Source organism: Paenibacillus dauci (assembly GCF_000971985.1).
Lineage (GTDB): Bacteria > Bacillota > Bacilli > Paenibacillales > Paenibacillaceae > Saccharibacillus > Saccharibacillus dauci.
On sequence record NZ_LAQQ01000020.1, the window covers coordinates 23,587 to 43,884 of the forward strand.

A 20,298-nucleotide genomic window follows, 5' to 3' on the forward strand; every position below is an offset into this window, starting at 1 on the left:
GTAACACAATTAAATAACCATTTTATACAAATTCAGAATCCAGATGGATGCCCGGGTCAAACAGCTGCACAGGATGAACTGGCAGACAAGCAGCAAAAAACCGTAGATGCCGGAGCATCTACGGTCGTTATTTATATACTGTATGCCAGGTGAGGACTAGCTTCGCTTGGCACCACGGCCTCCACGTTTGGATTCCGTATTTTTCTTCAATGATGAAATGCGCTCCTCGCTGTCTTTGAGGAAACGGGATACTTTATCATCGAATGTAGCTTTAGGAACAGAAGGCTTATTGAAGGAACGTCCTCCACGGTCACCACGGTTAAATCCACCGCCGCCACCCGGACGATCTCCTCCATCTCTTCCACCGCCGCGTGATTCAGGACGAGGTGGTCTAGAAGATGGTGCTGATGCTGCTTCTGCCGGCTTGTCTACGGCCTGCTTAATCGAAAGACCAATCTTACCATCTTTGTCGACATTGATGACTTTGACAGTAACGACATCGCCCAGTTTGAGGTGGTCGTTAACGTCTTTTACATAATTGTCGGCAATCTCCGAGATGTGAACAAGACCAGTGACACCTCCCGACAGATCTACAAATGCTCCAAAGTGCGTTATTCCCGTCACTTTGCCTTCTAACTTGGTGCCCACTTCAATTGCCATAGAGTAAAATGATCCTCCCTTAAAATATACAGTAAAATCCTATAGGATTACGACCTGCGGTGATTAAATTATAACGGAAGCCGAAAATTAGGTCAACTGAGGAATAGCGTATATTCCGACCCATTTCACAGCATTATTCAATTTTTTTCTTCGGGATCGGTAGCCCAGATTGGCTTCTCGCCCGGCAAATACATGCCGTACTGCTTGCGTGCTACCTGTCCGATATATTCTGGGTCTTCCAAACGTTTAACTTCATTCTGGGATTGACCAAGCGCAGCCTCGGCCTGAACTTTCTTGGCTTCCTGCTGGGCAAGCTCTGCCTTTTTCTCGGATAAATGAATGGATTGGACCACAAATGTATAGATTGCCCAACCAAGGAACAATACCATGACTACCATCCAAATCCGCAGCCTTCTACGTGCTCCATGATTTGACGATGGAGCTGTCTGTTTTTTATGTTGTTGGCTGCCGCCTCGCATCGGCACCGGTTTTGGAATCATCAGGTCTCCTCCTTGCTCAGTCTTTCCATTTTTATAATTGATTGACATAACTATACCGTATAACTTTACATTACCACAAAATAATCAAATGTAACACTTTGTAACCAAATAAAATGACAAAAAGGCTGCTTTGTGTCCAAACGACCACAAAACAGCCTTTCTATTAAAACGGAAAATCTTCGGATTTGGCTACCGGTTCCTCTTTGGTCAGAGTATACATGGTTGCCGCTTCTTCTTTGCGTGTTGTATCAGCAAGTCTTTCGACGCGGACGGTGACCAGCTTCTGTCCAAACTGGACAGTGATCTCGTCGCCTACCTTTACCGTGGCGCTCGGCTTCGCTTCACGCCCGTTCAACAGGACTCTTCCCTGCTCAGACACATCTTTGGCCACGGTACGGCGCTTGATCAGTCTTGATACTTTCAGGAATTTGTCCAGACGCATTTTTAGTTAACCGCTTCTTTGAGTTTGTTACCCGCTTTAAATGCAGGAACATTGGACTCAGGAATGTTAATTTCTGCACCCGTTTGTGGGTTGCGTCCGGTACGTGCAGCACGTTTGCGAGTTTCGAAAGTTCCGAAGCCGATCAACTGAACTTTGTCACCGCTGGACAGTGCGCTTGTGATTTCATCAAGAAAACCGTTCAAGACAGTTTCTACGTCTCTTTTAGTCAAACCGCTATTGTTGGAAATGTTGTTAATCAGATCTGTTTTGTTCATTATTAAAAGCCTCCCAAATTTTCAAAAAAATTCAACTGGATAACATGTTCTGTCCCATGAACAGCATGTTAACATATAGCTGCTTCTCTAGTATAGTACATTCTTGCTCTCAGCCCAAATTCCTGTGCAATATTCACAGATTTTTGCTTTTTGCCTCGTCCCAGAGCCGATCCATCTCTTCTAGGCTGGCCTGGTCGATAGCGGTACCCTGAGCCTGAAGCGACTGCTCGATATACTGGAAACGCTGCTTGAACTTGCGATTGACCAGTGCGAGCGCTTGTTCGGGATCCGCCTTGATAAAGCGGGCAATATTGACCGCGCAGAAAAGCAGATCTCCCAATTCCAGCTGCTGATCCAGAGAATCATGGCCTTCGCGGATCGCTTCCTTGAGCTCGGCCAGTTCTTCATCCAGTTTGCCAAGAGCCCCTTCAACATCTTCCCAGTTAAAGCCCACCTTGGCTGCTTTTTTCTGGATCTTGTAGGCACTGAGTAGTGCGGGCAGATCACGTGGTACGCCGTCCAGTACAGAAACGGCTGCTGTATCTATCCCCTTGAGACGCTTTTCCTCGGCTTTCATGGCATCCCAGTTCTGCAGAGCCGCCTGGGCATCACCGGCATGCTTATCACCAAATACATGCGGGTGACGGAAGATCAGCTTACGGTTCAATCCTTCAATAACGTCATACACGTTAAATGTACCGGTCTCTTCCTCAATCTGGGCATGCAGCATAATCTGCAGCAGCACATCGCCGAGCTCCTCCTGCATATGCTCCGGATCATCATCATCGATCGTCTCCAGAACCTCATAGGTCTCTTCGATAAAGTTCTGACGCAGCGACTGGTGAGTCTGCTCGCGGTCCCATGGACAGCCACCCGGGCTGCGCAGCGTCTCCACGATCTCATGCAGACGGGCAAAGGTACGGTTGCGGATCATTTCATCGTCGGTACGCGGCACATAGATAAGAGACAGATTGCCATAATCCTGGATATGATCCAGCTCGTATACAGGTACAGAAGCAATGACTTCTTTGCCCTCTACACCGAGATAATGGCATACTTGAACTTCATAATCATCCGGATACAGCTCCATCAGACTCAGCTTTACATCGGATGCGGTAAAGGTATCATATACCTGTCCAATTACCGTATGCATCTGCGGCTGAAGCAGCTGGGCATTAAGCTGGGCAGCATCCAGCAGCTGGAACCCTTCGATCGGATCAAATCCAAGACGGGTAAACGTCTCATCCAAGAAACTTTCTCCGCCCAGTATACGAACGGTAATGCCTCTGGCTTCGCCCTGCTCGCGCAGAATCTGTACAGTACGCTCGGCAACCATCGGATGTCCCGGTACGGCGTAGATAATCTCTTCGCTGTCCTGCGCCTCTGCAGCAATATTCAGCAGCCGCTCAGCAATCTCTGCATATACTTCCGGAAAAGATTCTTTCGTCTCATATACATCATCAAAAGTTATAAATTCGGCAGTTACTGAATCCAGTGCGGGGTGATCCTTGGTTCGTACATACAGACGACTCGCCTGCTGAAGTCTGCGAAAAATGCCGACAGTCAGCTGATCCACATCGCCCGATCCAAGCCCCACAATCGTTAATATTCCACTCATTGGCTCTCCTCCTGTCCTGATCTGTATTTGATACTTGTCTATATTCGTCTAGCCTGTAATTCGCATCGTTCTAAGCAGCTTCACCAGCTTGCCGCCAATCTTTGGCAATGCCAATGCCTGTTCCTCGGTCATCAGCTGTGTACGGAATAGTCCGATCAGGAATACCAATCCGCCAATGACCACTCCACCCAGCGTAACTACCAGTGCTTCCATTCGCGGATGAATATGCATCATGTCCATCATCATTCCTGCTGCCCACATCCATCCGATCACACATACACCCATTACCGTCGTAACAAGAAGCGGCTTCCAGAGCAGATCCCGCCAGGACATTGAGAAACGGGTCAGGCGAACCAGCAGCAGGATGTTTAGCACAGCTCCCAGACTATAAGCAACAATGCCTGCAATAGCGGCTCCGTTAATACCATACAGTGGAACCAGCAGAATATTCAGTATGGCCTTGACGACAGTAGACAGCAGCAGATGAACTGCCGGTGCGCGTACTGAACCCATTCCCTGCAGCATCGCTGCCGTAACAATCGACAATGTTGCTCCTATACCGGTAAAAGCGAGCCAGCGGATAGCCGCGCTGCCTGCATCATCCTGATACAGCATAATATCGACCGGTACCGCGAGCAAAGCTATGCCTACAGATGAAGCGAACCCTAGCAGCCAGAACCAATTGACCGTCTGCTGCGTCTGGCTGCGGATCAGATCCATTCTTTGCCGCACCCTTGCTTCCGCCAGTGCAGGGATAAACAGCACCGACATGGACGTTGCCAGCATGGCCAGCAGCTGCACCAGCGGAATACCGCGATTATAGATCCCGAACTGGATCATCGCCTCGGCTTCGCTCCAGCCTGTTCCTTTGAGCAGACGAGGCATGGTAAAGGTATCGACCAGGCTGATCAGCGGCGCAGAGAGCGAACCAAGACAGACAGGCAGTGCGTACAGCAGCAATGCCTTGAACAGCGGCCAGACCGGCTCACGTTCGCCTCCGGGCAGTACAACGCTCTCGGTAGCTATAGTGCCGGTACGCCGCCGGTGAATCCACCAGTAAATCAGCATCACGATCAGCCCCGCAGCTCCGCCTGCAGCAGAGCCAAATGTAGCTCCAGCAGCAATCCAGTCATCGGATTGGCCTGCTTGATTCAGAATGACCAGCAGTACCACCATCGATGCTACACGTATCGTCTGCTCCGTCACCTGGGATACTGCTGTAGGGACCATATCATGCAATCCCTGAAAATACCCCCTCAGCCCTGCCATAATGGGCACCAGCGGCAGCGCAAGCGCTGCACTGCGGATGGCAAGTTCGGTATGCTTGTTATCGATCCAGCTGGCCAGCAGCGGCGCAGATACATACATACAGATACCGCAGCCAATTCCCAGCACCATCAGCAGCAAAGACGACAAACGCATTACCCGGCGGGCGCCGGCTGGATTGCCGGAAGCCATTTCTTCGGCGACAAACTTGGAGACCGCTGCCGGAAATCCGGCTGTCGCTACCAGAAGAACCAGCGTATAAAATGGATAAACAGCATTATAAATGCCAAATACCCCATCACCTCCCATATTCTGAAGAGGAATTTTCTGTATGGTCCCGATCAGCTTGGATAGTACAGCTGCCGCGATAAGTATAAATGCTCCTTGCAGCATCCGTGATGATGGGGTCGCTGATTCTTTCATAACGAGGATCTCCTTTCCTGATTTTCTACTTATCTCCGAGTAAGAATAACAGAATTCAGCCGTATCACGCAAAAATAGCGCGGAAATCCGCGCTATTCAGTATAACAGTGCATGAGAAGCCCTGAGGGCTTCTCCATGAACGATTACTTGCTGCTTTCGGTTGTGCTTTCTGCTGGTGCAGTTTCAGTAGATTTTGCACCACTTTCAGTCGTGCTCTTGCCTGTCGAAGCATCCCCGGCAGTTCCCGGGCTTTCTGTTGTTCCCGGCGTGCTGGTAGCACCACCTGTAGCATCGCCTGCTCCTTCAGTAGCGGCAGGTGCCGGTGCTTTAGGCAGGTTTTTGCTCTTGATCATTTTTGGAACATCATTGGCCATATAGTTGCTGAAGTTCTGGGAAGCCAGTTGGGACTTGATGGTATCCTTTTCTTCGGCAGTCAGATCTTTGAATTCTTTTTCCGTACGGGATTCTACCTTGATCACATGATAGCCATAATCGGTTTTAACCGGTGGGCCGACTACACCGATTTTTTGCGTCAGCACTGCATTTTTGAAGCCTTCCACCCAGTTACCGACTTTTTGATCTTTGTACTGACCACCTTGTTCCTTGGAACCAGTATCGTCTGTATATTTCTTGGCAATTGTTGCAAAGTCAGCGCCTTTGTCCAGCTTGGCTTTGACTTCTTTAGCCAGTTTCAGTGCCTGTGCATCGGTACGGGTTGTTTTGCCGTCTGCACTTTGCAGACCGATCAGCACGTGGCGTACTGTAGCCGTTGTATAGTCTTTTTTGTGCTCGTTGAAGTACGCTTCGACTTTGTCATCCGTTACTTTTTCTTTCATTACTTCAGAAGCAGTCAGAACGCGTGTCATATAGTCCTTGATATCCTGCTCTGTCAGTTTGGACGTTTTCAGCATTTGAGACAGCTGTTCCGGGTCAACACTGGATTTCAGCTGAGTCAACTGCTCTTCCGCTTGGGTTGCTCCTGCTTTTTGTGCAGCCTCACTGGCTTTTTGTGCCAGAGATTCGTAAGCAACTTCCTGTTCCAGCAGTACTTCTCTATATTGATCCATATCGAACATTTGAGCATATTGAGGAGTCAGGAATTTCAGCATACTGACTTCTTTGTTAAATTCATTTTCGGTGATGGTTCCACCTTCATATTCAGCAACAACCGGGCTGCTATCCTTGGCTTGCTCTGCCGCTTTGGGCTGTTGTGGAGCTGCCGCGTTATTGCCGTTGTTGCAAGCTGCCAACAGACTGATGCTAAGTACAGCTCCTGCTGTCAATACCGCTGTTTTACGAGCAGCTTTTTTAATTGGCCACATTCTGTAGTTCCCCCTTTAATTTGAATGATTCCATGACAGCCTCAAGAAACTGGCGCAATAGCTCCAGCAGCTCGCCATCTGTCATTCCTTTGCCTTTAACCTGAATGATCATGTTGGAACCCTGATTAAATTGTACACGTCTTTCGTAGCGATTGCCAATCTCGGACAGAAGGGTCATATCGAATGCTTTTTCCTGACCAGCATGGAATTTGAGCTGTACATTATCGCCCTGACGGGAAATATGCTCAATACCATAACGTTTGCCATACAGTTTCAGGCGGGCCACCTGCATTAGCTGGATAACAGCTTCCGGCAATTCGCCAAAGCGGTCTAGCAATTCGTCTTCCAGCTCTGCAATATCATCAAAGGAAGATACAGCTGCCACTTTCTTGTAAATTTCTATTTTTTGGATACTATCATAAATATAATCGGAAGGCAAATACGCATCAATGGACAGATCAATCGTCGTATTCCAGTCATTGGCTTTGAGATCCTGCTCACCCAGCATGGTAACTTTACGCTTCTGGATTTCTTCTGCCAGCATCTGCGAATACAGATCAAAACCGACCGAAGCGATAAAGCCTGACTGTTCTGCACCAAGCAGATTACCTGCCCCACGGATCGACAGGTCACGCATGGCGATTTTGAATCCGGAACCGAGCTCTGTGAATTCTTTGATTGACTGGAGACGCTTCTCGGCGACCTCGGTCAGTACTTTATCCCGCTGATACGTAAAGTAGGCGTACGCGATCCGGTTGGAACGTCCTACCCGGCCACGCAGCTGATACAGTTGGGACAGCCCCATCTTGTCTGCATCATGTACAATCAGCGTATTTACATTCGGGATATCGACGCCGGTCTCGATAATGCTGGTGCTAACCAGTACATCGAACTCACCATCCAGGAAGTCCAGAATCGTCTTCTCCAGCTCTTGCTCGGACATTTGTCCGTGTCCTACTGCTACCCGTGCATCGGGCACCAGTTCGGAGATATGGGCAGCCATCTCATGAATACCCTGTACCTTGTTGTACAAATAGTACACCTGTCCGCCGCGGTTCAATTCACGCTCGACCGCTTCGCGTACCAGTGTAGGACTATGTTCCACTACATAGGTCTGTACCGGGAAGCGGTTTTCCGGAGGTGTCTCGATAACCGACAGATCACGCACACCGAGCATCGACATATGCAGCGTGCGCGGAATTGGCGTTGCTGTCAGAGTCAGTACATCTACATTGGTTTTGAGACGCTTCAGCTTCTCCTTGTGCGATACGCCGAACCGCTGCTCTTCATCGACGATCAGCAGACCCAGATCCTTAAACACCAGATCCTGGGACAGCAGACGATGCGTACCGATCACGACATCGATCGTGCCTTGCTTGATCCCCTTGATCGTCTCATTCTGCTCCTTGCGTGTACGGAAGCGGCTCAGTACCCCGATATTAAATGGATACTCGGCAAACCGCTCACGGAACGTCTCATAGTGCTGCTGGGCAAGAATCGTCGTCGGCACCAGGATCGCTACCTGCTTGCCTTCGATCGCCGCTTTGAATGCTGCACGAATCGCCACTTCTGTTTTGCCGTAACCCACGTCGCCGCAGAGCAGACGATCCATCGGACGGTTTTTCTCCATATCACCCTTGATCTCATCAATCGCACGCAGCTGGTCACGAGTCTCATCATACGGGAACGTATTCTCGAATTCGTTTTGCTCGTTGGTATCCTTTTCAAAAGCATACCCCGGTGCTGCCTGGCGCTCGGCATACAGCTTGATCAGATCATCGGCAATATCCTGTACCGAGGAACGAACTTTGTTTTTGACCCGAATCCATTCATTGCCGCCCAGCTTGTAGACTTTAGGCTCTTTTTCCTCGGAGCCAACATATTTCTGAATCAGATCGATCTGTTCGATCGGTACGGACAGCTTGTCTCCACCGGCATACATAATATGCATGTAGTCCTTATGGATACCGCCTACCTCAAGCGTACCAATTCCCATGTATTTACCGATACCATGGTTCTGGTGAACGACATAGTCGCCTACCTTCAGCTCGGTATAACTGCGGATACGTTCTGCATTATCCACGTTTTTGCTGACTTTGCGTACTTTACGCTGCTTTTTGGAGAACATTTCTCCTTCGGTAATCACTGCCAGCTGAATCGATGGCAGTTCAAAGCCGGCTTGCAGATTACCATCCATCATGACAGGCGTCTCGATATCGTAGTCATCCAGCACACGGCGAACTCGTTCCATCCGCTCTTCGCCGCTTGCCACCATCACGACATGGATACCGGTTTTTTTCCAGCGTTCCATCTCGGACTTAAGTACATTCATCTGTCCATGGAAATCCTGCATCGTCCGACTGACAAAGTTTACGATATTGCCCGGTTGTACATGCGGCACCTGACGCAGGAACACCGACATCCAGATGCTCTGGAAAGGACTGCGGTACATTACATCATCCGTATGGGCAGCCAGCTCCAAAGAAGGCAGACTTTTGCCATTTTGCAAGAGATGCATATCCCATTCGCTCTCGTCGCGTTCCAATTGACGCGCTGTTTCCTGCAGACGTGCCGGTTCTTCCATAATAACTACCGTATCCTCCGGCAGGTAATCATACAGAGTCACCTGCTCCGGATACAGCAGAGCGATATATTTGTAGATTTCCGGGAAATAGACATGCTGACGCAGCAGCTCGATTTCACGGCCAATCTCTTCTTTCAATCGTGTTTTGGCCTGACGGTCGCTCATTTTCTCCAGCTGCATATCCAGACGAGCCGATACCAGATCAGCAGCCTTGCGCATGCGCTCTTCATCCGCAATAATCTCGCGGCATGGCGTAATGGTGACCGATTTCACTTTATCAATCGAGCGCTGATCATCCGGATCAAAAGTACGGATCGAATCAATCTCTTCATCGAATAACTCTACCCGATAGGCGAGACTCGTCGTCACTGGGTAAAAGTCGATAATGCCTCCACGAACGCTCATCTCTCCGCGGGATTCTACACGTTCTACGCGCTCATACCCCAGCTCTACCATGCGTTTGAGGAAAGCTTCCAGTTCCAGTGTGCCGCCATCCTTCAGAATAATTTCTGCGCCGGCAATATTTTCACGCGCTGGTAAATAACGGCGTACACCGGAAAATGGCACAACAACAACGCCGCGGAATCCGGCGGCACACTGCGTCAATACATCAATACGCTGCGCCAGCGTCTCCGGGCTGGAAATAGCAGACTCTGCAGCTACCAGCTCATTCGCTGGATAAAGCAGTACCTGCTCCGGCGTGAGTGCTTCTTGCAGATCTTCAGCTATTTTGTGAGCATGGAACATATTATGAGTAACGACCAGCATTGGTCTTTGCGTCTCTGCAAAAAGGCCCGCAATCAGTAAATGCCGAGCCGAGCCAGACAATCCGGAAATGAGTTGATCTTTCATTCCGGACACAATACCATCGCGAACAGAACCAAAGTCATTATCTTTGGCAAATGCTTGTATCAGATTGTGTAACAAAGCGGCACCTCACTTATTCTTGGATCAGTATCAAAATATATAAACAAAGGATTATACACACATAACACAACGGTAAAACGACAAACCGGATAAAATACCGATTTGCCTACAAACAACCGCCTTCTTAACCTGTTCATTGCGGGTCCGGAAGGCGGTATATATACGATTTAAAAGATATAATTATTAAGCTTTATTATACCATTATCCATTAAACTTAGCCATGGTCTGCTCAAACGTATGCTTCATACTAAATTCGAGTGCGTCACATGTATTCTCGATCATTTGATCCAATAATTCCTTTTCCTTCTTGGGAAAAGTAGCCAGTACATAATCTACAATCGCATACCCGGGCTCCGGCCGGGAGATGCCCATGCGAATCCGGTCAAACTTCTGGGTACCGGTATGCTGGATAATGGACTTGATTCCATTATGGCCGCCCGCACTACCCTGAAAGCGCAGACGAATTTTGCCGGTCTCTGTATCCATATCGTCATAGACAACGATCAGGTCTTCCAGAGCGACTTTGTAATAATCCATATAGGCACGTACGGCTTCACCCGACAGATTCATATAAGTCATCGGTTTGATCAGCACGGCTTTGACTCCGCCGATATGGCCTTCACCAATCAGCGATTTGCTTTTGCTTTGACTGATGGATATACCGTGCCGTTCAGCCAGTCGATCCAGCGCCATAAAGCCTACGTTATGGCGTGTTTTGGCATATTCCGGCCCCGGGTTACCCAATCCTACAATCCATTTCATTGTTTCATAATCCTCATTTCTTCGGTATATGTCGATATGCATATGTCTACGGTGCAGTAATTTTCATTTTTTGTTAAAATTGGGTTACACCACACGGATAAGTCTAACAAGGAGGACACTCAGCATGTATACCTTTGGGCAGCAGCTGCTGAAAAACCGTCATTTCTACGATCATTTCAGACAGGAAATGCCTGTACAGATTTACCGTCATGGTATTCCTGTGGATATTGGTCTGATTACCGCCTATGATCATCAGTTTATTGAGATGAACCATATTCTGTATCATCGACAGCGTCATACCTTTGTATCCAGACCAGGTTATTAGATGCAAAGCCTATTTCGATAGATACAACGATAAGGGTTACTTGCCTCCAAGTGAGGAAGTAACCCTTTGTTTATATACCTGATTATTCGATTTCAAACAGCTTGCTGATCGATAGTTCTTCGTGTACACGGATGATTGCTTCACCCATCAGAGGAGCAACCGACAATACTTTCAGCTTGCTGGTCGGATTCGGATGCGTGATCGGAATTGTATCCGTTACAATGACTTCCTTAAGCGGAGAGTTTTCCAGACGATCCATCGCCGGACCAGACAGCACCGGATGCGTACAACATGCATACACTTCTTTGACGCCGCCTTCGATCAGTGCATTCGCACCCAATACAATCGTACCTGCCGTATCGATGATATCATCGACCAGGATCGCGGTTTTGCCTTCGATATTACCGATAATATTCATGACTTCGCTGACATTTGGTTCCGGACGGCGCTTGTCGATGATTGCCAGCGGTGCGCTGAGCAGATCAGCCAGTTTGCGTGCACGTACTACACCACCATGGTCAGGGGACACGACAACCGGGTTTTCGATTTGCTTGGAACGGAAATATTGAGCCAGAATTGGTACGCCGAGCAGATGATCTACCGGAATATCGAAGAAGCCCTGAATCTGCATCGCGTGCAAATCCATCGCGATAACACGGTGAGCGCCTGCTTTTTCAATCAGGTTCGCTACCAGTTTTGCTGTGATTGGATCACGTGAACGTGCTTTGCGATCCTGACGTGCATAACCGTAATAAGGAATCACGACGTTAATGCTCTTGGCCGAAGCACGTTTGAGTGCATCTACCATGACAAGCAGTTCCATCAGGTTATCATTTACCGGCGCGCAAGTTGATTGGATGATATACACATGACAACCGCGGACGCTTTCGGATAATTTCACCTGAATTTCGCCATCACTGAAGCTGGTCGTACGGGATTCGCCCATGGGAATACCGATGTAGTCGGCAATCTGACCCGCCAACTTGGGATTGGAATTACAAGTGAAAATCTTTAGTTTGGAATCACAATAAGTCATAATGGTTAAAACCCTCCGTGGTGGTTCATTGGAATGCTCATCATATCGGTCTTATTTCTCTCTATATGGTCGATCAGATCATTCAACAAGCATCATACACTTAACATTATATAATAATTTTCTAGCGAATAGTGGCATTATGTTAGTGCAAATGGATAATAATTTAATCAAATGGCACGATGATTCACAAATTCTTACTTTTGTTCCTTGATTGCTTTGGCTTTGGCACGGATTTTATCCGCGTATCCAGCCTTGTTTTCCTGGCGTGCACGAGCGATCGCCAGATCATTCGCATCTACATTCTTTGTGATCGTGGAGCCGGCTACGACATAAGCACCTTTGCCTACACGCACTGGTGCGATCAGGTTGGAGTTGCTGCCGATAAATACATCATCTTCGATGATCGTTTGGAACTTGTTCAGTCCGTCATAGTTGGCTGTAATCGCGCCACAGCCGATATTTACGCCAGAACCCACTTCTGCATCGCCGACATAGCTCAGATGAGGTATTTTAGAACCATTGCCGATTTTGGCATTTTTCAATTCAACAAAATCGCCTACCTTGACCTGGTCACCCAGTACAGTACCCGGACGCAAATATGCGAACGGTCCGATCATGCCTTCCTGGCCCACTTCGGTCTCCGACAATACGGATTGACGAATTGTTGTGCCACTCGCCACTCTGGAATCTTCAATCTCCGTATTTGGACCGATCACGCAGTCTTCACCAATCACGGTGTTTCCCTTGAGGATTGTGCCCGGGTGCAATACAGTGTCTGAACCGATCTGTACGTCTGCACCGATATAGGTAGAGTCCGGATCAATAATAGTAACACCGTTCAGCATATGATAACGAGTCAGGCGTCTGCGCATGAACTGCTCGGCTTCCGACAGAGCCACACGATCATTAACCCCGATCGATTCGGAAATGTCAGCTGTTACGTAAGCGGAGATACGTTTACCCTGTTCACGCAAAATAGTGATGCAATCTGGCAGATAATATTCTTGTTGAGCATTGTTGTTGGTTACTTTGGATAGTGCGGAGAACAGCAGGGAATTGTCAAAACAGTACGTGCCTGTATTGATTTCCTGTACAGCCAGTTCTTCCGGAGTACCATCCTTTTGCTCTACAATCTTGATTACACTGCCGTCGGCATCGCGAATAATGCGGCCATAACCTGTAGGGTCTTCCATTACTGCTGTCAAAATCGTAACAGCGGCGCCTTCGGATTCATGCTGATGAATCAGATTTTCCAGCGTCTCCGGTGTAACCAGTGGTGTATCTCCACAGATTACAATCGTTGTACCCTGCTCGGATCCAATTAGTGGTTCAGCCTGACGAACCGCATGTCCTGTACCCAGCTGCTCGCTTTGCAGTGCATACTCTGCGCGATCTCCCAGGAAGGATTGTACTGCTTCTGCTCCATGTCCTACTACCACTACACTGCGCTCGCAATTCACCTTTTGCACAGCGTCCAGTACATGACCTACCATTGGCTTGCCGCATACCGGATGAAGCACTTTATACAGCTTGGATTTCATCCGTTTGCCTTTACCTGCCGCCAGTACTACTGCCATCCTTTTCAAAAAAATTGCCCCCTCTATAATTAAATCCATTTATACATATAATCCCTGATTTGCTTGGAAATAAGCCTGTTTGCGGGACTTTGTAATCTTATTCTTCAACCAGAATTATACAGCCGTCAAAAAAACTCCATACTGAATATATCTTATTCCGGACAAAAAGAAAAGGGAGCCACAGCTCTTGCTCCCTGTGACTCCCTTTTCTTTTAAACCCCAATAAGTACTTGATTATGCGCCTTCTTCAATAACTTCTTCTTCTACACCGGCACGTTCGTATTCAGTCAGCACGGCTGTCTGAATCTTCTCGCGAGTGCTTGAAGAAATAGGATGCGCGATATCGCGGAACTCGCCATCCGGTGTCCGTTTGCTTGGCATTGCGACAAACATGCCATTGTTACCGTCGATAACGCGAATGTCGTGAACGACAAATTCGCTGTCGATTGTGATAGATGCAATGGCTTTCATTCTGCCTTCGGAGTTCACCCGGCGGAGTCGTACATCCGTTATTTCCATATGTGTTCACCACCTTTTTCCATAAAGACTTGGTTGTGTAATTCCACACATGGCAGGGAAATCCCTCTTTTTTTCTGAAAATTTATTGCGCATTTTTTTGTCTTTTTGCTTTTTTTGCCGTTTTTCGACGAATTGCGAAAAATTTGATTGATAGACATTCTCAATATGAAAATGGGTTCTATAGGCTGCGATGCGTATTACTTTTCATTTTCAAAGTAATTGCCCGGTTTGACCATGATTTTCTTGCTTTTGGCATCAACTTCGGTCAATGTTGCCAGCGACACATAATCTGCCCAGAGACGGTCTTCCGTATCCACTGCACCTGATTCCAGCAGGACGCCGACACCAGCGACGGTAGCATTGAATTCATCCAGTAGATCGACCATACCCTGAATCGTTCCTCCGGCTTTCATAAAATCGTCGATAATCAATACACGCGATTTTTCCTTGAGTGCACGGCGGGACAGCGTCATCGTATGCAGACTCTTGTGCGAACCGGATACATAATTAATACTCACTGCCGATCCCTCGGTCATCTGATGATCCCGGCGTACCAGTACAACCGGCAGATTCAGCTGCGTACCTGTGGCATGCGCCAGAGGAATACCTTTGGTCTCTACCGTCATGATTACATCGATCGGCGTATCCGCAAATACCGACGCGAAAATTTTGCCAACTTCATTCAGAATAGCCGGCTGTCCCAATAGATCGGACATGTAAATATAATCGCCAGGCAATAGACGCTCCGGCTGCTCCAGCTGATTACACAGATTGCTCATAAAAGAAAAAGCTTTTTCCCGCGACAGTCTTGGAATATATTTCACTCCGCCGGCTGCCCCTGCCAGTGTCAAAAGTTCTCCGACACCTTCTTCTTCAAAGACTTCCTTAATAATGGTCAAATCTTCACTGATCGATGACTTGGCCGCTCCATATCGGTCAGCAAACGTGGTTAATGGAATCAGCGTGTGTGGTCGGGATGTCAAATACTGGGTCAGCTCAACCAGACGCGCACTCCTTTTTAATTTTTTCACTTTGACTCCTCACTATCTCCAAAAAATTTACAATTATATACCCAAACCCGAATAATTAAAGTGAATATAACATTTTTGTACGTGTTTGTAAAAGAAAATCGCAATCTTTTTCATCCATTCTGCCTAAATTCTGCACAATGGTATGAACAAGATTGCGACCTGTATTCATTCAGGTTAACATTCTGACAGCATAGACCTCATGACAGAAGCCTCGCAGCCCATTATAAATACGGGCTACCTTGGATTCTTTGGACACCAGTCCAAAGACCGTAGGACCGCTTCCCGACATCAATACGCCATCTGCACCCAGTTGAATCATAGCCTGCTTGAGCTGGCGTACTTCTGGATAATGCGACAGTGTCACATCCTCCAATACATTGCCCAGTTCGCTGCAGATTTGTTCAAAGGAGTGCTGCTCCAACGCTGCACGCATATTGGCAGCTGATGGATGATGAGCTATACGATCCGCCTGCAGACGGCCATATACGTTCGCTGTCGATACATTGATCGGCGGCTTGGCCAGAATCACCCAGCAGTCTGGTGGGCTCTGAAGCGGCGTCAGGATCTCTCCGCGGCCTGTAGCCAGCGCTGTACCACCTGTAATGCAGAAAGGCACATCCGAGCCGATCGAAGCTCCCAGCTCCATCATGTCCTCATGCGGGATATGAAGGTTCCAGAGGCGATCCAAACCGCGCAGTGCTGCCGCCGCATCACTGCTGCCTCCTGCCAATCCGGCAGCTACCGGAATTTTCTTATCAATATGAATGTGTACACCTTGACGAATATGATACTTTTCTTTTACTTTTCTGGCTGCCTGATAAGCGAGATTTTTCTCGTCCAGCGGAATATAACCGGCCTGGCTGGATATTTTGATCGTATCCCCTGCCAGTTCCGATATGGTAAGCCGGTCCGCCAGATCTACCATCGTCATAATCATCTCGACTTCATGGTAGCCATCCGGCCGCTTATGTAATACATCCAGCATCAGATTAATTTTAGCGGGCGCTTTTTCATATAACTTCATGAGGTTCCTCCACCTTCAACAGTCCGTCCGTTCTACATCTATATTCAGACCGGCGTTCTGCCAGTCAGCATGAATAATCCATATTATAAAAAAAATAGATTATGAAGTCCATTCACAAAACAAAACAGTCTCTACCCCGAAAGGAGATAAAGACTGTTTTATGATAAAACAGTTATTCAATTCCCTGCGTATTCGATCTGCGTCTGGGAATCTTCATCGCAAACCGTGATCTCGACAGAGTCGGTTAACACGTCAGCGTAGCTGTAAGACACTCGTTCAAAAGTTTGATGATCATCATCAAGCTTTACTGTAAAAACAGAAGGGTAGGTTTCTTCTAAAACGCCAGTCCGTTCAATGGTCTTCTTGCGACCACCATTTGCACGCAAAGTAATTTTGTGCCCAACGTGAGCATCAAGATTGCGTTTAATTTCCGTAAGCGCATTGTTAGCCATGCCTACAACCACCTCTTTTCCTATTCCAGTATACCAGAAAAAGAAAGAGTTGTCAAAGGAACATTAAATTATAGCAGTCAGAAATTTATCTTGTCAACGATTTTTTTCAGCGGATGCCTGCTTCCAAAAATACCCTGCTAAGTATCGCATATTCCTCCAGGCTGAGCGTCTCGCCACGTCGTGTTGGCTCGATCCCTGCACGGTTCAACAACTGCTCCAGCTGCTCCCGGTCTCCACCTGCAAAATAGCGTGTTTTCAGATTATTGGCGATGGTCTTGCGGCGCTGAACAAAAGAAGACTGCACAATCTCGAAGAAATGCTGTTCGTCTTCTACCTGTACGGCAGGCTGTTCGCGCAGCTTAAGACGAATAACTGCCGATTCTACATTGGGCTGGGGAATAAATACCGTTTTTGGCACAATGCAGACGAGTTCCGGCTCACAGTAATACTGGACAGCAATGCTCAGACTGCCGTACTCCTTGCCTCCCGGCTTTGCAGCCATGCGTTGGGCTACTTCCTTCTGAATCATGACAACGATGTTATCCAGCGGCAGGCGCTCTTCCAGAAGCTTCATCAGGATCGGTGTCGTCACGTAATAAGGCAGGTTGGCCACCACACTGACTTTATCGACATTACCGAAGTCTTCACGGAACAGCTCATGCAGATCTACTTTAAGAATATCGCCGTGACGAACATTCACATTGGAATACGTCTGCAGTGAATCTTTCAGAATCGGGATCAGACGCTGATCGATCTCGACAGCTGTTACTGCTTTGGCCTGCTGGGCAAGACGTTCTGTGAGCGCTCCGATCCCTGGACCGATCTCCAGAGCGCCGCGTTCCGGTGTCAGACCGGCTGCCTCTACAATTTTATTTAGAATATTTGCATCGATCAGAAAGTTCTGTCCCAGACTTTTCTTGAACGAAAATCCGTGCTTGCTAATAATTTCCTTGGTTCGTCTGGGTGTAGCGATATCGTGTTGGTCACTCATTGATTTATTGTTCCTCCGATTCCAGTTGTGAAAGTGCTGCGGCAAATTCTTCACGGGTGATGCCAAATATACGCAGTCGCTTATGAAATTGTTTGCCGTTGCAATAGCCGATTCCGAGCAGGTTGCCCATTTTCATACGTCGTTCGGACGCATCCTTGTGCATGACGAGTCCTGTCATAAGCAGATCATCCCAGTCAATCAGAGTTTCTGCCGATGGCATCTCCGTATGCACTCGCGCGAGAGCTGCGCGAATAGAATCGGGGGAAGCATTCTCGACCCCGATATCCCCTTTGCGTGTAGCTTCGCTTTCCGGGATAAAGGCATGTTTGCAGCCGGGCACCTGCTGGGCCACAATTTTGCGTATACGTTCTCCGGCGTGATCGGGATCGGTCAGAATAATGACTCCTCTGCGCTCCTGTGCCAGCTTTACGCGTCTGATTACTTCCGGACCTATTGCTGATCCGCCTGTCTCAATCGTATCCGCCTCCACTGCACGCTTGATGGCTACGGTATCGTCTCTGCCTTCTACCACAATCACTTCTTTAATCACTTTTGCCGTACGCTTCCCTTCTGCGTTCATCTATGAATCTGTCTCCAGTATAACAAACAAAAAGAAGAGGATTCATCCTCTTCTTTTTGTCGGTTCTATTCACGCTCATGGTTAATATAATAACTATATCATACAACAGCTGCTTTGATGCAGGCAACAGCTATCCTGGCGCTATACTAAGGTTTTACCGGTCCAATCACATACACGGTATAACCTGTCTTGCGTCCGAATGCTCTGGCCTGACTCAGACTGTCTATATACACATCAATTTTATTGCCGTTAATGGCACTGCCGGTATCTTCCGCACGGCGGTAACCGATACCTTCAATGTATACCCACCATCCCATCGGGATTACACTGGTATCTACAGCAATCGTACGTCCTTCGGTTACTCTTGTACCGGAAGCAGTAGTGGTACCCAGACCCGGTTCGCCTGAAGAATAGGCGGTAAGAGTTACATTGTTGAGGACTTTAGCATAAGAGAAGCCTTTATCCGATTTGGAAGAACTATCAGATGTATTCGCTGCAAGCAGCTTGGGTTGTTCTTTCTTGGTACCCACCATTACAATCTTGTCCTGAACCTCGGTTGTTGTCTTCTTGTCAATCATACGTTTGGAGACGAATTCTCCATCTTCGTATACTTTCTCGATGTACTGGACCACTTTACCCGTTTGTCCGGATTGGACCAGCTTGGTTTTGCCTTCCAGCATGGTACTGCTGGTTTTCTTCACTACCTCATACGGAAGCTTGACTGTCTGCTTCGTAACAAATGAAGTTGTTCGGATTACTTTGATATCCATGTCCTGCTTAACCGAAGCTTCGACTGGTGGATTCAATTTGTCTTGTTCCTTCAAATCGATTCCGGCCTGATCCAGTGTATTGCCTACTGTCTTGGCAGTGGTGTATACCTTTTTGGTACCTCCATCAGCCGTAATGTTTACTGCTACCGCATGGTTGATATAGACCTTATCTCCATCCTGGATCGCGCCGTTTAGAGGCATGGATACTTTATCCTGCGGTGCCAGTTGAATCTGGTGTTCTGTCAGCATGTCGGAAAGCATCAGCTTGCGTGTTTCCATCTCCTGGGCTTTACCGTCAATGACAACATAAATATTTTTGCCTGCCTGATTATACAGAATAGCGAGCAGCATAACGATGACCGCAATGACCGCCAATGCAGTTAACGAGGCAAAGCGTAGATTTTTCTGCTTCCAACTCAGCGCGTAAGACATGCTGGATGAGCGTGAACCATGGGTTTCTTCGAAAGGAGCCATTCCCACTTCTTCCGTCCTCCTTCATAGTCTCGCCGTCTAGCTGTGACGTAAATACAATATGACGCGACTATATAAGAATTTTCGCAGGCCGTTTGTAAAGCTGTAAGATCATCCGCATATTGCGATAATCTTTCATGATGTAATAGGTACCTGCGCCATGGTCAGTCTTAGTGGCTTCCTGATTCTGAACAGCAAAATTCAGAATAATACACTCTTGCTTTCCCTTTTGGCCAAAACAAAAAGAAGCCTATGGAAAAGCGCAAGAGCAACTCTTCCTGGCTTCCGACGATTACAACATTCGGGAAACACTAGAAAATGCGAGGTTGCCTCTGCATCGCTTACGAGGTTAGCTGTCGGGTTCGGACATTTTGAACTACTTGTATTTCATGCCCTTTGAAGAGTCCTCCGCTCATGGCGCAAGTATCCCCAATTCACCCCATAGACCCTGTATCAGGAATCAGACAAGTTGCCTTCCGTTACTACTGGTTTAAATGCTGAAGGCAGCTGTTGGTTCCCCCGTTCTCCTATGTAGGAAACTCAGCGAGACCGAATCATGGAATCTCGTTTATCAATAACAAGATTAAATCACTGATGAAATGATATCCTGAACCCAACCCCACTGTAAAGCGATAGGCAACTCCGTTTTTCTTAAAAAGTAGTTAAAATCTTGTAACATTTTAGCATTTATTCGTTAAAATTCATTTATATATCGGTATAGCTCGGTTTTTCAGTGGTTTTTC

The 20,298-nt window shown here is 47.7% G+C and carries 19 protein-coding genes and 1 riboswitch; of the genes, 1 reads left to right on the top strand and 18 read right to left on the bottom strand.

From position 1 onward, the window contains the following. Nucleotides 1-156: 156 nt before the first annotated feature. The 9 genes from WH46_RS22840 to pth all read right to left on the bottom strand — a co-directional run bounded on the left by WH46_RS22840 (nucleotide 157) and on the right by pth (nucleotide 10,779). Entirely contained in the window at nucleotides 157-660 is a 504-nt protein-coding gene (locus WH46_RS22840; protein ID WP_046228487.1) for a S1 domain-containing RNA-binding protein, read from the bottom strand. 137 nt (nucleotides 661-797) lie between these two features. Further along, nucleotides 798-1,160: an FtsB family cell division protein gene (locus WH46_RS22845; protein WP_017815525.1), complete on the bottom strand. Its 363-nt coding sequence runs from the start codon at nucleotides 1,158-1,160 to the stop codon at nucleotides 798-800. Between the two features lie 163 nt (nucleotides 1,161-1,323). Continuing rightward, nucleotides 1,324-1,602, bottom strand: a complete 279-nt coding sequence (locus WH46_RS22850) for an RNA-binding S4 domain-containing protein (RefSeq protein ID WP_017815526.1) — start codon at nucleotides 1,600-1,602, stop codon at nucleotides 1,324-1,326. Nucleotides 1,603-1,604: 2 nt separating this feature from the next. Next, nucleotides 1,605-1,877, bottom strand: coding sequence for an HU family DNA-binding protein (locus WH46_RS22855; protein WP_017815527.1), 273 nt, complete (start codon nucleotides 1,875-1,877; stop codon nucleotides 1,605-1,607). A 133-nt stretch (nucleotides 1,878-2,010) separates the two neighbouring features. Beyond that, nucleotides 2,011-3,495, bottom strand: a complete 1,485-nt coding sequence (gene yabN, locus WH46_RS22860; protein ID WP_046228488.1) for a bifunctional methyltransferase/pyrophosphohydrolase YabN — start codon at nucleotides 3,493-3,495, stop codon at nucleotides 2,011-2,013. A gap of 48 nt (nucleotides 3,496-3,543) precedes the next feature. After that, the gene (locus tag WH46_RS22865; protein WP_046228489.1) at nucleotides 3,544-5,184 is read right to left on the bottom strand and encodes a putative polysaccharide biosynthesis protein; all 1,641 of its coding nucleotides are present in this window, start codon (nucleotides 5,182-5,184) and stop codon (nucleotides 3,544-3,546) included. 143 nt (nucleotides 5,185-5,327) lie between these two features. Then, the gene (locus tag WH46_RS22870; RefSeq protein WP_046228490.1) at nucleotides 5,328-6,506 is read right to left on the bottom strand and encodes a peptidylprolyl isomerase; all 1,179 of its coding nucleotides are present in this window, start codon (nucleotides 6,504-6,506) and stop codon (nucleotides 5,328-5,330) included. Continuing rightward, nucleotides 6,493-10,017: a transcription-repair coupling factor gene (mfd, locus tag WH46_RS22875; RefSeq protein WP_046228491.1), complete on the bottom strand. Its 3,525-nt coding sequence runs from the start codon at nucleotides 10,015-10,017 to the stop codon at nucleotides 6,493-6,495. The genes WH46_RS22870 and mfd overlap by 14 nt, the downstream gene beginning before the upstream one ends. A gap of 201 nt (nucleotides 10,018-10,218) precedes the next feature. Continuing rightward, nucleotides 10,219-10,779 (bottom strand): aminoacyl-tRNA hydrolase, encoded by a 561-nt coding sequence (gene pth / locus WH46_RS22880; protein WP_017815532.1) that lies wholly within the window; start codon nucleotides 10,777-10,779, stop codon nucleotides 10,219-10,221. 124 nt (nucleotides 10,780-10,903) lie between these two features. On the opposite strand from pth, the gene WH46_RS22885 reads away from it, so the two are divergent. Then, nucleotides 10,904-11,104 carry a hypothetical protein gene (locus WH46_RS22885; protein ID WP_017815533.1) on the top strand — a complete coding sequence of 67 codons (201 nt, stop codon included), beginning with the start codon at nucleotides 10,904-10,906 and terminating at the stop codon, nucleotides 11,102-11,104. An 82-nt stretch (nucleotides 11,105-11,186) separates the two neighbouring features. Here the strand turns inward: WH46_RS22885 and WH46_RS22890 are convergent, their stop codons facing one another. The 9 genes from WH46_RS22890 to WH46_RS22930 all read right to left on the bottom strand — a co-directional run bounded on the left by WH46_RS22890 (nucleotide 11,187) and on the right by WH46_RS22930 (nucleotide 19,564). Continuing rightward, entirely contained in the window at nucleotides 11,187-12,140 is a 954-nt protein-coding gene (locus WH46_RS22890; RefSeq protein WP_017815534.1) for a ribose-phosphate diphosphokinase, read from the bottom strand. A gap of 194 nt (nucleotides 12,141-12,334) precedes the next feature. After that, a complete protein-coding gene (glmU, locus tag WH46_RS22895; RefSeq protein WP_046228492.1) occupies nucleotides 12,335-13,726 on the bottom strand; it encodes a bifunctional UDP-N-acetylglucosamine diphosphorylase/glucosamine-1-phosphate N-acetyltransferase GlmU in 1,392 nt (463 codons plus the stop codon). A 225-nt stretch (nucleotides 13,727-13,951) separates the two neighbouring features. Then, nucleotides 13,952-14,236 (bottom strand): septation regulator SpoVG, encoded by a 285-nt coding sequence (gene spoVG, locus WH46_RS22900; protein ID WP_017815536.1) that lies wholly within the window; start codon nucleotides 14,234-14,236, stop codon nucleotides 13,952-13,954. A 197-nt stretch (nucleotides 14,237-14,433) separates the two neighbouring features. Continuing rightward, complete coding sequence (gene purR / locus WH46_RS22905; RefSeq protein ID WP_017815537.1) at nucleotides 14,434-15,267, bottom strand: pur operon repressor; 834 nt, start codon at nucleotides 15,265-15,267, stop codon at nucleotides 14,434-14,436. Nucleotides 15,268-15,436: 169 nt separating this feature from the next. Beyond that, nucleotides 15,437-16,291, bottom strand: coding sequence for a 4-(cytidine 5'-diphospho)-2-C-methyl-D-erythritol kinase (gene ispE, locus WH46_RS22910; RefSeq protein WP_046228493.1), 855 nt, complete (start codon nucleotides 16,289-16,291; stop codon nucleotides 15,437-15,439). Nucleotides 16,292-16,467: 176 nt separating this feature from the next. Further along, complete coding sequence (gene veg / locus WH46_RS22915; RefSeq protein WP_017815539.1) at nucleotides 16,468-16,743, bottom strand: biofilm formation stimulator Veg; 276 nt, start codon at nucleotides 16,741-16,743, stop codon at nucleotides 16,468-16,470. 106 nt (nucleotides 16,744-16,849) lie between these two features. Beyond that, nucleotides 16,850-17,734 (bottom strand): 16S rRNA (adenine(1518)-N(6)/adenine(1519)-N(6))-dimethyltransferase RsmA, encoded by an 885-nt coding sequence (gene rsmA, locus WH46_RS22920; protein ID WP_046228494.1) that lies wholly within the window; start codon nucleotides 17,732-17,734, stop codon nucleotides 16,850-16,852. A 4-nt stretch (nucleotides 17,735-17,738) separates the two neighbouring features. Beyond that, nucleotides 17,739-18,284 (bottom strand): ribonuclease M5, encoded by a 546-nt coding sequence (gene rnmV, locus WH46_RS22925; protein ID WP_026136410.1) that lies wholly within the window; start codon nucleotides 18,282-18,284, stop codon nucleotides 17,739-17,741. A gap of 176 nt (nucleotides 18,285-18,460) precedes the next feature. Next, entirely contained in the window at nucleotides 18,461-19,564 is a 1,104-nt protein-coding gene (locus tag WH46_RS22930; protein ID WP_046228495.1) for a 3D domain-containing protein, read from the bottom strand. A 314-nt stretch (nucleotides 19,565-19,878) separates the two neighbouring features. Beyond that, nucleotides 19,879-20,111: riboswitch (cyclic di-AMP (ydaO/yuaA leader) on the bottom strand. Between the last annotated feature and the right edge of the window lie 187 nt (nucleotides 20,112-20,298).

Coding starts and splice junctions, on each gene's coding strand:
- WH46_RS22850 (WP_017815526.1), bottom strand. CDS start 1,602: ATGCGTCTGGACAAATTCCTGAAAGTATCAAGACTGATCAAGCGCCGT.
- spoVG (WP_017815536.1), bottom strand. CDS start 14,236: ATGGAAATAACGGATGTACGACTCCGCCGGGTGAACTCCGAAGGCAGA.
- pth (WP_017815532.1), bottom strand. CDS start 10,779: ATGAAATGGATTGTAGGATTGGGTAACCCGGGGCCGGAATATGCCAAA.
- WH46_RS22845 (WP_017815525.1), bottom strand. CDS start 1,160: ATGATTCCAAAACCGGTGCCGATGCGAGGCGGCAGCCAACAACATAAA.
- WH46_RS22855 (WP_017815527.1), bottom strand. CDS start 1,877: ATGAACAAAACAGATCTGATTAACAACATTTCCAACAATAGCGGTTTG.
- WH46_RS22885 (WP_017815533.1), top strand. CDS start 10,904: ATGTATACCTTTGGGCAGCAGCTGCTGAAAAACCGTCATTTCTACGAT.
- yabN (WP_046228488.1), bottom strand. CDS start 3,495: ATGAGTGGAATATTAACGATTGTGGGGCTTGGATCGGGCGATGTGGAT.
- veg (WP_017815539.1), bottom strand. CDS start 16,743: ATGGCTAACAATGCGCTTACGGAAATTAAACGCAATCTTGATGCTCAC.
- ispE (WP_046228493.1), bottom strand. CDS start 16,291: ATGAAGTTATATGAAAAAGCGCCCGCTAAAATTAATCTGATGCTGGAT.
- WH46_RS22865 (WP_046228489.1), bottom strand. CDS start 5,184: ATGAAAGAATCAGCGACCCCATCATCACGGATGCTGCAAGGAGCATTT.
- WH46_RS22840 (WP_046228487.1), bottom strand. CDS start 660: ATGGCAATTGAAGTGGGCACCAAGTTAGAAGGCAAAGTGACGGGAATA.
- rsmA (WP_046228494.1), bottom strand. CDS start 17,734: ATGAGTGACCAACACGATATCGCTACACCCAGACGAACCAAGGAAATT.
- WH46_RS22890 (WP_017815534.1), bottom strand. CDS start 12,140: ATGACTTATTGTGATTCCAAACTAAAGATTTTCACTTGTAATTCCAAT.
- WH46_RS22870 (WP_046228490.1), bottom strand. CDS start 6,506: ATGTGGCCAATTAAAAAAGCTGCTCGTAAAACAGCGGTATTGACAGCA.